12 protein-coding genes are annotated in these 12,414 nt (G+C 65.6%); 5 read left to right on the forward strand and 7 right to left on the reverse strand.

The annotated features are described in order from the left end of the window. Positions 1 to 169 precede the first annotated feature (169 nt). Positions 170 to 1,294, reverse strand: a complete 1,125-nt coding sequence (locus tag HRU76_12570) for an MBL fold metallo-hydrolase (protein QOJ18370.1) — start codon at positions 1,292 to 1,294, stop codon at positions 170 to 172. Positions 1,295 to 1,335: 41 nt separating this feature from the next. Between HRU76_12570 and HRU76_12575 the strand changes: the two genes are divergently transcribed. From HRU76_12575 to HRU76_12585, 3 genes are all read left to right on the forward strand, one after another. Further along, the gene (locus tag HRU76_12575; protein ID QOJ18371.1) at positions 1,336 to 2,532 is read left to right on the forward strand and encodes a Gfo/Idh/MocA family oxidoreductase; all 1,197 of its coding nucleotides are present in this window, start codon (positions 1,336 to 1,338) and stop codon (positions 2,530 to 2,532) included. A 100-nt stretch (positions 2,533 to 2,632) separates the two neighbouring features. After that, entirely contained in the window at positions 2,633 to 3,073 is a 441-nt protein-coding gene (locus tag HRU76_12580) for a hypothetical protein (GenBank protein QOJ18372.1), read from the forward strand. Between the two features lie 163 nt (positions 3,074 to 3,236). Next, positions 3,237 to 4,859, forward strand: a complete 1,623-nt coding sequence (locus HRU76_12585) for a M14 family metallopeptidase (GenBank protein ID QOJ18373.1) — start codon at positions 3,237 to 3,239, stop codon at positions 4,857 to 4,859. Here the strand turns inward: HRU76_12585 and HRU76_12590 are convergent. Next, a complete protein-coding gene (locus tag HRU76_12590) occupies positions 4,853 to 5,596 on the reverse strand; it encodes a type 1 glutamine amidotransferase (protein QOJ18374.1) in 744 nt (247 codons plus the stop codon). The two genes, HRU76_12585 and HRU76_12590, sit on opposite strands and share 7 nt — an antisense overlap. A 73-nt stretch (positions 5,597 to 5,669) precedes the next feature. Next, a complete protein-coding gene (locus HRU76_12595) occupies positions 5,670 to 6,122 on the reverse strand; it encodes a hypothetical protein (GenBank protein ID QOJ18375.1) in 453 nt (150 codons plus the stop codon). A 187-nt stretch (positions 6,123 to 6,309) separates the two neighbouring features. Between HRU76_12595 and HRU76_12600 the strand changes: the two genes are divergently transcribed. Then, positions 6,310 to 7,059: a hypothetical protein gene (locus tag HRU76_12600; GenBank protein QOJ18376.1), complete on the forward strand. Its 750-nt coding sequence runs from the start codon at positions 6,310 to 6,312 to the stop codon at positions 7,057 to 7,059. Between the two features lie 41 nt (positions 7,060 to 7,100). On the opposite strand, the gene HRU76_12605 is transcribed toward HRU76_12600, so the two are convergent. From HRU76_12605 to HRU76_12615, 3 genes are all read right to left on the reverse strand, one after another. Next, on the reverse strand, positions 7,101 to 8,420 hold the full coding sequence (locus HRU76_12605; GenBank protein ID QOJ18377.1) for a trypsin-like peptidase domain-containing protein: 1,320 nt from the start codon (positions 8,418 to 8,420) through the stop codon (positions 7,101 to 7,103). Between the two features lie 106 nt (positions 8,421 to 8,526). After that, a complete protein-coding gene (locus tag HRU76_12610; protein ID QOJ18378.1) occupies positions 8,527 to 9,864 on the reverse strand; it encodes an FtsX-like permease family protein in 1,338 nt (445 codons plus the stop codon). Between the two features lie 91 nt (positions 9,865 to 9,955). Then, positions 9,956 to 10,669, reverse strand: a complete 714-nt coding sequence (locus HRU76_12615; protein ID QOJ18379.1) for an ABC transporter ATP-binding protein — start codon at positions 10,667 to 10,669, stop codon at positions 9,956 to 9,958. Positions 10,670 to 10,768: 99 nt separating this feature from the next. Between HRU76_12615 and HRU76_12620 the strand changes: the two genes are divergently transcribed. Continuing rightward, positions 10,769 to 11,332 carry a PepSY domain-containing protein gene (locus HRU76_12620; GenBank protein ID QOJ18380.1) on the forward strand — a complete coding sequence of 188 codons (564 nt, stop codon included), beginning with the start codon at positions 10,769 to 10,771 and terminating at the stop codon, positions 11,330 to 11,332. A gap of 23 nt (positions 11,333 to 11,355) precedes the next feature. On the opposite strand, the gene HRU76_12625 is transcribed toward HRU76_12620, so the two are convergent. Further along, complete coding sequence (locus HRU76_12625; protein QOJ19187.1) at positions 11,356 to 12,279, reverse strand: formamidopyrimidine-DNA glycosylase; 924 nt, start codon at positions 12,277 to 12,279, stop codon at positions 11,356 to 11,358. Between the last annotated feature and the right edge of the window lie 135 nt (positions 12,280 to 12,414).

A 12,414-nucleotide genomic window follows, 5' to 3' on the forward strand; every position in this document is an offset into this window, starting at 1 on the left:
ATCCTGCGATGAGATCGCCGCCATGCCCGCCGTCAGACCCAGTGTCAGGAGACCTGCGACGATCATGCTCTTCTTCATGATGATCTCTCCGTATGAAATGGCGATATGGTTGGGTGTGATACAACGGGAATATCGCTTGCCGTACGACTGGTGCGTATCGGCGTGGCGCTCATCCCGCGGCCTTGACCTCATCGTACACGGCCTGCAGGTTGGCTCCGAGCCGCCCGCCTCCGTACGAGGCGAACTCGTCGATGGCGATGTTCCGCACGTCTTCGCGCGATACGCCGTCCTTGATGGCCTGGCGGGCGGTTTCCTCCAGCCGCTCGAAATAGTGAATCTGGCTCTGGATGCCGGCGAGGTCGGTGATTTCCCCGTGGCCGGGAACGACGATGGTCTTCTCATCGCAGAGTCGGATGGCGGCGCGCAGGCAGTCGCGCCAGCCGCGTGAGTTCGATCCCGCACCCACATCCATGAAAGGATGCACCCGATGAAAGAGCAGGTCGCCCATGTGGACCATGTTGTGCTCGGGGAAGTGGATGATGGAGTCGTTGTCGGTGTGGCCGGGGGTGATGTGACGCATGGTCAGCCGGTGCCTGCCTCGCTCGACGAGGTGCTCTTTCTCGTACGATTCGTCCGCGGCGAAATGGTCGAGGGAGAGTTCCTCGGCCTGCTTCACGAGACGTTCGGCGGCGGCTTCATCGCCGTTCTGCCTGGCCTGCGAGGCCATCTGGCGAAGGGTGTTCCTGATCCAGCCGTCAATGGTGTCCTGAAGCCGGGGCCTGATGTTGGCGTGACCCACGATCGACGCCTGTTCATGGAAGGCGTAGTTGCCGCCCACGTGATCGCCGTGGTGGTGGGTGTTGATGACGATGGCGGGCGGCTCGCCCAGCAGTTCCTTCACGTGGGCATGAAGGTTCGTCACGACCTGCGGGAGCTTGGTGTCGATGAGGATGCCGCCTTCGCCGGTCCTGATGACCAGCGAGTTGCCCCCGCCCCCCAGGATGGCATGCATGCCCTCACGGACCTGCTTCACATCCAGTCCCTGGGGGGCGGGCTGAGCCGTCCATGTTCCGCCGCGGACGAACCGGGGCAATGCCGCCGCAGAGCCGGCGGCCAGTGACCAGGCGACGAATCGACGACGGGTGAGCATGACAGGTCTCTCCGGCTGAATCTGGTTGATGCGTTGAAGGTGGATCATGCTATCCGGCGGGTCCGGCGGGGGGTAATCGAGCGGGCAGATGACGAGAGATTCACGGTTGCTCGCGGTCTGACCGGCTGGCCGACTTTCGCTCATCGGCACTCTGCTTTACACTGTGCCGCTCGAGGAGTGCTCCAATGTCCCGAGCGTTGAACATCGCTCTGATCGGCTCGAAGTTCATGGGTCGCGCCCATTCGAATGCGTGGGGGGCGGTGAATCGGTTCTTTGATCTGCCTCGCCAGGCGGTTCTGCACACGGTCTGCGCCCGCAACGGCGCCGACACCGAGGCCTTCGCGCGCAGGTGGGGGTGGTCGAACTGGACGACGGACTTCCACGCCCTGCTGCGGGACAAGGACATTCACCTGATTGACATCGGCACGCCCAATCACGTGCATCGGGAGCAGGCCTACGCCGCGCTCGAGGCCGGCAAGCACGTCTGCTGTGAGAAGCCGCTGGCTGGCACGTTGGATGATGCGCGGGCCATGCGCGACATGGCGCTGCGCTGCCGTCGCCACGGACAGCAGACCTTCGTGTGGTTCAACTACCGGCGATGTCCGGCGACCGCGTTGGCGCATCAGCTGGTGGCGGAAGGTCGCCTGGGTCGGATCTTCCACGTCCGGGCCTGCTACCTGCAGGATTGGGGCGGACCCGACACGCCACTCCTCTGGCGGTTCCAGTCCAAACTGGCCGGCTCCGGGGCGCACGGCGACCTGAACGCGCACATCATCGACCTGGCCCGCTTCATCACCGGCGACGAGATTATCGAAGTGGTCGGGGCCATCGAGGAGACATTCATCAGGCAGCGCGACATCGTTGAATCCGCGGGCGGCGAGATCTCCGGCAAGGGCGCGGCAAAATCGAAGGCAAGGAAGGGCCGATCGGACGTGGACGACGCGGTGCTGTTTCTCACGCGATTCAAGAACGGCGCGGTGGGGTCGTTCGAAGCCACGCGCCTGGCCACCGGCAACCAGAACCGCAACACCATCGAGGTGAACGGGGAGAAGGGGTCGATCCGGTTCGACTTCGAGCGCATGAACGAACTGGAATGGTGGGACAACACGCTGGAGCCGCGGGTGCGCGGATGGAGCCGCATCATGTGCACCACCGGCGGCGCCCACCCCTATGCCGAGGCATACTGGCCCCCCGCGCACCTGATCGGCTACGAACACTGCTTCACGTCCATGGCGGCGGACATCATCCGCCTGATCTCGGATAAGAAGCCGGTGGTGCCGATGCCGGACTTCGATGACGCCTACCAGACTCAGCGCGTGCTGCACGCGGCGATCCTCTCCGCCCGTGAACGCGCCGCGGTGCGGTTGAGCGAGGTGAAGTAAGGTCCGAGGACTGGTGAAAGAATGGTGTCGAGCGGGTCCGGTCCGTATGACCCATCAACTGACAGTCGCCGGACTTCTCTCCGCTTACCAGGGGGCATTCATGGTCGACAACCGATCATCCGACCTTCGGGCCGACATGTTCTTCATGCTGGTGAGCGCGGGGGTGTTTGCGTACTTCGGGTTCGGGTCGTCGTGGGTGCACCAATACACGACCGACACGCCGCCTCAGTGGATTCCCATGGTCGCCATGCTGGAGTGGACGCTCAAGGGTGGAGCGATCGGATGCGCCCTCGCCGCGGTGCTGGCGTTCATGCGCCTGACGGCGGGGGACTGGCTGTACGCGATCGTCGGGTTGATCACCGCGGTGCTGTTCGTCGTGGTGGCGATCTGGGAATGGACCAACCCGCGCGGCCTCTACAGCGGCGTGCCAGCGATTCTGCTGGTCATCTTCGCCGCATGGAACGGGTTCGGTTCGCTGGCGAGTCTGCGTGAGCTGCTGGGGAGCAGGCGGAGCCAGTCATCGCACCGCGCATCGGCCTGATGCAACGGCGAAGGCGAATGCGCGGCTCGCGCGCAGACCATACCGCTTCCTCACGGTCGCGGTTTGCTGAGATTGGTGCGGGTTCTCACGTGATCCGTGCGGAACCGGTCGGCGCGTCGCGTGTATCCTACGAGGCGCTTCTGGTCTCCCTGGGAGTTGATTCATGTTCGCCCCCGGCCTTGTCGCATTGCCCCTGGTGTTCGGTCTGCTTCAACCGTCCGATGCGTTGCCCGGGCGTGGCGACGAGTTCCTCACCGTCGCCGAGTCGTCCGAGTACACCCGCACCGCTGCGCACGCGCAGGTGGTTGACCTGATGGATCGATTGGCGTCGGCATCGCCTCTCGCGGTGCGTGCGCAACTGGGCCGCACCAGCGAGGATCGCGAGATTCCCCTGCTCATCATCGCCGACCCGCCGGTGTCGTCCGCGGTGGAAGCCCGGGCCTCCGGCAAAGTCATCTTCTTCGCCTTCGCCAACATCCACGCCGGCGAGGTGGAGGGCAAGGAGGCGCTCCTCATGCTCGCCCGCGAACTGGCGACGTCCGAGGGGCATCCGCTGCTGAAGGATCTCGTCGTCGTTCTGGCGCCGATCTACAACGCCGATGGCAACGATCGTTTCGGCCCCGTGGCCCGGAACCGGCCCGGGCAGGACGGGCCGGAGGAAGTCGGCGTGCGACCCAACGCGCAGGGGTTTGATCTCAACCGCGACTACGTGAAGCTGGAGAGCCCCGAGGCCCGGGCGCTGGTGCGGTTCTTCACCGAGTGGGATCCGCACGTCACCGTCGATTGCCACACCACCAACGGCTCGTATCACCGCTACACGCTCACCTATGACGCGCCGACCAACCCCTCCGGCTTTTTGCCGTCGATCGAGTTCGTTCGTGACGCGATGCTGCCTGAGGTGACGAAACGTCTGCTGGCCCGCACGGGGTACGACACGTTCTTCTACGGCGACTTCAACCGCGACCATACCGCGTGGGTGACGTACTCTGCTCAACCGCGCTACGGCGGGCCGTATCAGGGTTTGCGCGGGCAGATGCAGGTGCTGTCCGAGGCGTACTCCTACGCACCGTACAGGGATCGCGTGATCTGCACGCGCGAGTTCGTGCGCGAACTGATGACCTATTCCGCCGAGCACCGCGAGAAGGTGCTGGAGCTGCATCAACAGGCGCGCGAGACGACGATCGTCCGCGGGTCGGATCCCCAGCCAAGCGACGTGGTGGGTATCCGTCACCGCTTCGCTGCGGCGCCGGGGCTGGTCATCGCCAAGGGGTGGGAATATGAGAATCCTCCACCCCCCCCGCAGGGCGAGGGCCGCCGGGGGGTCCGGCTGCGTCCAACGACCACGCCGAAGGACTATCCCGTCGTCCACCTGGGTCGGTTCGAGCCGACGCTCAGCGTGTCGCGGCCGTTGGCGTACCTGATACCTCCCGGTCACGATGACATCGTGGAGAAACTGCGACAGCACGGCGTCACGGTCGAGTCATTCGCGGGCGATGCGGTGGTTGAGGCCTACGAGGTGACATCCATCGCCAGCGCCCAGCAGCCGTTTCAGGGTCGGACCATCCGGTCACTCGACGTACGGGCCTCGCGCGAAAAGGCGACGTTGCCCCAGGGCAGCACGATCGTGCGCACCGCGCAGCCGCTTGGCAACCTGATCGTGTACCTGCTGGAGCCGCAATCAGAAGACGGCCTGGCGGCGTGGGATTTCTTCGGCGACCGCCTGATGGTGGGAAGTCGGTATCCCGTGATGCGCGTGCGCACAACGGATGATCTGCCGGCTCAGTGATGCAGGTCCTTCGTGATCCCCGCGTAGCGCCGATCCAGCGGCATCACCAGCAGGGCGATCGCCTCAAACAGGCGCGACGCAACCCGGGCCATGTCGGGCAGATGCTCGGCGGTCTGTCGACGGAGCGTCTGCGCATCGATGCCCGCCTCGGTCAGATCGCTGGGCGAGTCCGCCATCCAGCGTTCCAGGTCGTCCGCATCGACCTCGGGGTGGTATTGGAAGGCGTATGTGCGGAGTCCGTGTGACCAGGCCTGCACGGGGCAGGCGGCGCTCCTGGCCAGCAGCGTGGCGCCGGGCGGCAGCTTGGAAACGAAATCGCGATGCCAGTGGAGCTGGACCGTCGTCCAGCCGACGCCCGCATGAACGATGTCATTCGTTCCCGCCCCGGTCAGGGTGACCGGCAGCCAGCCCAGTTCAAGGCGCTCCATGCGGGTTACTTCACCTCCCAGGGCTCGGGCGAGAATCTGGCTTCCCAGACAGATGGCGACGATGGGAATGTCGCGTTCCCGCGCCTGGCGCAGCAACGTCATCTCGTCCGCCAGCCACGGAAGTGAGTCGTCATAGGCATGCTGCGGTCCGCCGCAGGTGACGACACCATCCACGTCATCCAGGTCCGGCGGCAAGTCGTGGCCTTGGTGGAGTTTCACCACGGTGAGCCGGTGGCCGTAATCGCGCAGCATCTCACCCAGACGGCCCGAGCCGGTGAGATCGGAGTGCTCCAGAACGAGAATCGCCATAGGCGCAGCGTAGGAAGGCATCGCCCGGAACGCAACGCCGGTCAGCGCGCCCCGGCGGGTGCGCCGGATGAAGTCATTCGACCTGCCCAGCCGCCACCGGATCGGGGCCTGCCACATCCACCCTGGCCGGGAGCGGCTCGCGCCCCTCGAGATGGACGCGGATTCTGGCGGGTGATCCGGAGAGATTGAGCAGCTCGTATCGCCCCATGCCCTGCGGAAAGACGGGAAACGGACGAAGCGTGTTCGGCTCCAGCGTCGCCTGGGACTGGACAAGCAGTCGTCGGTCCTTGGCGGCGACCTGCACCTCGCCCGGCCCATGATTGGCGATGCGGATGCGGTAGGTGCCGGGGGGCGCTTCGACGACGGCCTTGCCACCCGCGCCGATCTCAAATGACGTTTTCGATTCCTGGGCGCAACCAAACAGCAGCAGCATCAGGAAACACACCGCAGGGATGAACCACGTGACGCCGTGCATAAGAACACTCCGTGCGTTGACGCTGGGGGAACCGCCTTCTTTATCGGCCATCCAGGCCTACTCCGCACAGTTCGCCGGAGAGTCGACCTGGTTTTCCCGTTCCGCACGGATGTCGTGACCGGCGGGGATGGCGCCGACGAGGGGAGGATCGGCCTTGATTCATTGCTTCCGCGCATCGGCGGTGTATCCGGTTGAGTGACGGCATGTGTCCACGCCAACCCAAGACAGGAACAGCCCCATGCGCAGCACATTGCTTTATGCATCGCTCACGACGATTCTCGGTGGAACGGTGTACTGCATGACGCCGAACACCCGCGCGGAATCGCATTCCGCCAGCACCCATCACGTTGCTGACGATCGGGCGATCGCATGGCGGCCAACAGAACTCTCTGCCGCCGCCGCGCTCGGTCTGACCGACGCGGAAACGCACGCCGGGCACGTTTCAGCGGACTGCCGCTCCTGCCATCGGGGCGATCTGCGGAGAGCGGCCCCGAAGCGTCTGGCGTCGGCGGAGGCCGAGACCTCGACTACGCCCGCTCCTTCGCTGACCGCCGGCATGACGCGCGAGTCCGTGCGAGCATTGCTTGGTGAACCGCGGACCATTGAGCAGGACGGAACACGTTGGAACTATGCCTCTCGAACGGTGATGTTTCGGAATGATGTCGTGACCGGCTGGGTGGACGCGGACCCCGCCGCCCTCGCTCTGAACCAGCGAGGCATTGACGAGATGTCCTCTCAGTCAAGGGAGCCCCAGTTCGCCGGGCGCTTCGCCAACCTTGGACCGGAGACGGCGCCGCGAGCGAGCCGTTCGGCGAGAGAAGCCGACCGCCGCTTCGACGTGCTCAGCCGACTTCGCGCCGCGCGCTCAACGAGCAACACCGCGTTTCGTCAGCCGGAGTGGCTGCGATCCTTCGGCCGCTCGCTGGACCGCAACCACGAGGAGAATCGACGCCGCGAGGCGCGTCTGGCCAATGGTCGTCGCGGTTGAAGGCGGAATCTGGCGATTCGATGGTGAACGCCTTACGCGGACTATTTGTCATCCAACGCCAACTTGGCGTCCTCCATCAGGTACAGCCCCACGAGCCACTTGTTGACGACGTAGGGGTCCACCTTCAGCTTTCCGCGCACGGTGCCGTAGTTGAAGATGTTGAGCCCGCCCTCGACGGTGACTTCATCGACCAGCGTCACCTCGATGGCGTCATACGGAGTAGGGGGCACGCCGATGCAGCAGCCGTCCCACTGATTGAGCATCAGCAGAATCTCGCGGCTGGTGTTGGTCATCAGCGGGAAGGCCACGTAGCCCGGCATCTCCACCCACTTGTCATGCAGGAACGTGATGCGTTCAGGAAGCTTGTCCTTGCCCTCGCGCGGGCGATAGACGCGGGCGGCGGAGTAGAGCAGATCCCACGTGATCTTGTAGGGGTTCGCTTCCGTGCCCTCGCCTCGGACGACGTACTGATCGTCGATGAGCAGCGAGCCGTCCTCGCGCTTGACGATGGTGGCCTCGAGCTTGATGGGCTCCTCCGGCTGGCGGCTGCGGCCCGCGCTGCCTCCGAACTGATCCCGGTACTCGGCCAGCGTGACCGGCTTGCCGCCCTCGGCGCTGACGCGCAGGGCGAGCAGTCGGTCGGCGGGCACGATGAATCGCTCAGTCTTCTCGCCCACCTTGGCGAACCCGGCCGCGCCGATCACTTCACCCTTGCCGTTGAGGACCGGCGCGGCGGTGGAGCCCGGCAGGAAGTTGACCTCGGCACGAACCACGTCGCCCAGGTCGGGAGCGTGCTCTCGTTTCGTCGCCTTGCCCCGGGCCACGGCGTGATCCCGATCGACCGAAGCGCTGATGACGATGAACTCGTCGCCTTCTCCCGCGGCCCGGGTGGCCAGCGGCAGGGGCTTGAGCGACTCCGGCTTGACGTGTTCCGGACGCTTGATGGCGATGAGGGTGAGATTGACCTCCTTCATCTCGCCGACCACCTGCTCGACGGGGATCGTCTGCCCCGTGGCAAGCGTGACGCGCGCCTTGACGCCTTCCACCAGCGCGCCGTGGTTGGTGATGAGCAGCGACTCGGTGAGCAGAAACGCCGTGGACGAGGCCACGTCGATGCCGTCCTCGTCCGACACCGTGAGCGTGACGATGGAGGGCTTGAGCGAGTTGACGAGGTCGATGAGCGCCTGGCCGGGAGGGAGCGTGCGGGCGAAGCGGTCGTCGGGCGTCGCGGACGGGGGGGCCGTCGGCGTCGGCGGGGTGACGGGTGGCGCGGTCGGTGGGGCGTCCTGCCGGACCGGATTGATCGTACTGGCCAGCAGCACGCCGCCCAGGGCCGTCACCATTCCACACGCGGCGAGCATCACGCGCATCGTTGCACCTCGTCATCAATCGGCCCGGCGGCCCGCGCGGACCATCGCGCGGCGCGCCCCGAACGCCCGATTCTACCGGTCGAATCGTTCCGCGATTCTACGCCGCCGGGCGAAGATTCCGCGCCACACTGGTGCGGTAGGCCACCGAGGCCGGCACGATGCCCGCCACGCAGGCCAGCAGCACGGTTCCCGCCAGCACCGGCGCCACGTAGGGCCAGTCCAGCGAGGGCTCGACCACCACGCCCAGCCGCCGCATCATCACTTCCGAGACGACCTGAGAAGCGGGGACACACAGGGCCAGCCCCGCCAGCGCCCCGCCCAGCCCGATGGCGGCGGATTCGCTGACCACCAGGAAGAACATCCGCCGCTGCGAGCAGCCCAGGACGCGCAGCACCGCGATCTGGCGGCGGCGCTGCTCCATCGAGTTGTAGAGCGCCAGCAGGATGGCGATGCCGCTGGACACCATCACCACCACCGCCATGCCCAGCAGGATGTCTCCGATGTTGCCCACGATGCGGAACAGGTTGGTCACCTCGGTGCGGGGCTCGGCGACGGTGAATTCCCTGTTGAGCTCGAAGGCGATGGGGCCGATCAGCGTGGACATCTGCCGCCCCGGGCGCACCCGGGCGCGCAGCAGGACGGACGTGATCTTGCGATCGTCATCCACCAGGTCCTGCTCGGTGATGGTGAAGGCCCCGGTGCGCTCACGCTTGAGCCGGTCATGGGCGTGAACGATCCACGAACTGACGATGTTGGAGAAGATGGCCCGATCGTGCGCGCTGCCGGTGGGTTCGAGGATGCCGACCACGCGCCAGTCGTACTCGTCATGCACGTGAGCCCCCGGCGTGTCGCCCGCAAAGGTGCTGGCCCCGTGCGTCATGTGGATGATGTCGCCGATCCGCAGGTTGGTGCGGCGGGCGACCTGCGACCCCAGCACGACCTCGAATTCTCCCTGGAACGGCCGGCCCTCGGCGAAACGCCACGGTCGGCGATCCGCCTGGGCGGGATCATCCGCGGAGTAGTCCTGGTCGATGCTGAAGCGTGTGAAGAATTCGCTCGTCGTCGCGGTGACCGGGAATCCGCGATACGTGTCGCCCTGCTGTACGGGAATGGCGTACTCCAGCGCGCCCGGCCCTCGACCCGCCCCCGCGTAGCGATCGAGGATTGACTGGTACTCGCGCCATTCCATGTACTGCCCCGGCGCGGCGGTGTAAAAAATCGCGTGAAGCACGGAGACGAGCCGATCCCGCTCCTTGGTGACCAGCAGGTGCATGTTGCCGGTGCCGCGCTCGAACGCCTTCTGGCCCGACTCACGCATCGACAGCAGGATGAGCATCAGCCCGACCGCCACCGCCACAGTGAGGATGGTCGTCACCGTCGAGAACATCCTCGCGGCCAGTGATCGTCGGATGATGGTGAGGTTGGTGATGGCCATGGGAACAGAGGATGGAGGACTGAGGACTGGGTAATGAGTGCAAGGTGCTGAGTTCCGATCACCGAAACCAACGATCGACAGCCGAGCGCCCCTACGCCGCCGCCTCGCTGCGCAACTCCTCCAATCGCTCGACTCGTTCAAATCGCTCAGCGATCGTGGGATCGTGGCTGACGCACAGCAGCGCGGCGTTCTTCTCGCGGCAGATGGATTGAATCAGTTCGATCGCCGTGCCCGCGTTCTCCGGGTCGAGCGAGGCGGTTGGCTCATCGGCCAGCACGAGGGCTGGATCGCAGGCGACCGCGCGAGCCACCGCGACGCGCTGCTGCTGTCCGACGCTCAGGCGTGACACTTCTCGATCAGGCGTCGTGATGCCCAGATGCGTCAGCAGCGCGCGGGCCAGATCGCGGTGCTGTCCGCGCGGCCGATCCGAGAACATCAGCGCCGCCATCACGTTCTCCGCCGCCGTGAAGCCCTGCAGCAGGTTGAAGGTCTGGAAGATCATGCCGATGGTGCGTCCCCGGAAGCGGTCTCTCGCCGCGCCGCGCAGGGCGTGAATGTCCGTGCCTTTGACCCGCACCGTACCGGACGAGGGCGTCATCAGTCCCGCCACCAGATTGAGGAGCGTACTCTTGCCCGTCCCCGAGCCGCCCCTCAGGAGCATCTGTTCGCCCGCCGCCAGATCCAGCCGAGGCACATCGACGACCCATGCCGCCGACTCCCCGCCTAGGTAGCGGAAGCGCAGTTCGCGCAACGACAGCGCTGCGTCATTGCTTGAGCGTGCGTCTGGCGTCGGAGTCCGGCTCATCGGAGCGAAACCTTTGCGTGGTGAGGGTGAATATAGACCATACGTGCCGGATCGGCCGATGATTCGCCCGACATCCCGCGCACGATTCAGGGAGAGATCATGGCCGCATCCGGCTTCAAGTTCTTCTGGACGACGCACAAATGGGTGGGCATCATCGCCGCGGTCGTGTTCCTGAACATCGGCGTCACCGGCTTCCTGCTGCTCATCAAGAAGCAGGTGCCGTGGATTCAGCCGCCTGAACAGAAGGGGTCCGCGACCTATGAACTGACCGCCGACTTTGACGCCATTCTCGAGTCGATCCGTGTCGTGCCTGAAGCAGGCATTCAGTCGTGGAAGGACGTGGATCGCCTCGACGTGCGCCCGAAGAAGGGCATCCTGAAGGTCGTTCCGCTTAACAATCGGTGGGAGATTCAGGTCGATCTCCGTACTGCCCAGGTGCTGCAGGTGGAGTACCGCCGCTCCGACCTGATCGAGCAGTTGCACGACGGTTCGTTCTACGGTTCGTGGGTTCATGGGTGGGTCATGCCCGCCATCGCGTTCTGTCTGCTGTACCTGGTGTTCAGCGGTCTGTATCTGTGGATTGAACCGGCCCTGCGTCGTCGCAAGCGCCGGGCCAATCCGCCGCCGCGACCCTCGCCGCGTCCTGATCCGATGAGCGGCTGAACGATGTCACCAGCGATGATCCTTCAATCGAGATCATCCGTCGTCCTGGGCCACGCATCGCGCAGCAGGCGGGAGAGGGAGCGGTCCTTCAGAATCCGCCCGTCCGTCTGGCAGCCGGGACAGTAATTGATCTCGTTCTCAGCGCGCACGATGCGCTGCACGGCTTCGCCGCATGTGGGACAGGGCTGGCCGAACTTGCCATGCACCGCGAATTCGGGGCGGAAGGCGGTCACACGCTCGGGGAAGCGATCCGCCGCCTCCGCGATCAGACGGCTCGTCCAGGTCGTCAGCACGTGGACCACGGCCTGACGGAGCCGGTCAACGTCCGTATCCGACAACGTTCGCGTGAGCGTGAGCGGCGACAGCCGTGCGTGGTGCAGAATCTCGTCTGAGTACGCGTTGCCGATGCCGCTGAACGTGTGCGGATCGGTCAGCGCCCGTTTGATTGTGCGGCTCTCGCGCCGCAGTGCGGCGGCGAAGTCATCGCGCGAGCACGCCAGCGGTTCAATGCCGCCTGGGTCGAGCGCGGCCAGCGACGGCTCGCCCCGAACCAGGTGCAGGGAGGCACGATGCGTGGTTCCCGCTTCCGTCAGCGTGAGCACGCCGGAGTCGAACATCCAGCGCGCCAGATCGCTCTTCGCCCCGCGGACGGTTCCGGGGCGTCGGTCAGGTCCGGCGCCACCGTCTGAAGCCATGGGATCGGTCCAATGGAGGCGCCCGACGATCATCAGGTGGATCACGAGAAACAGGTCCGGCTCGAACCCGAGCACGAGGCGTTTCCCCAGGCGCCGCAAGGTCGCCACGTGCAGACCCTCGATCGCGTCGATCGGCGGGTCCACCGTGCGCACGAGAAACGGTCCGCGGATCGACAGGCGCTCCAGCCGTCGCCCCATCACGCGACAGCTCAGTGCGGCCAGATACGCCTCGATGTCCGGCAGTTCGGGCACACAGACATCGTCGCCTGGGCCGGGTGCTGGGGCAACGGGGAAGCACAAAGTACGGCGCGACATGTGCTCGATGCCGAGTGCTGAGGGGTGACGGCTGATGGCTGATGGCTTGTTCATTCCCACGATCCATCACCT

It is taken from the genome of Phycisphaeraceae bacterium (assembly GCA_015709595.1).
GTDB lineage: Bacteria > Planctomycetota > Phycisphaerae > Phycisphaerales > SM1A02 > CAADGA01.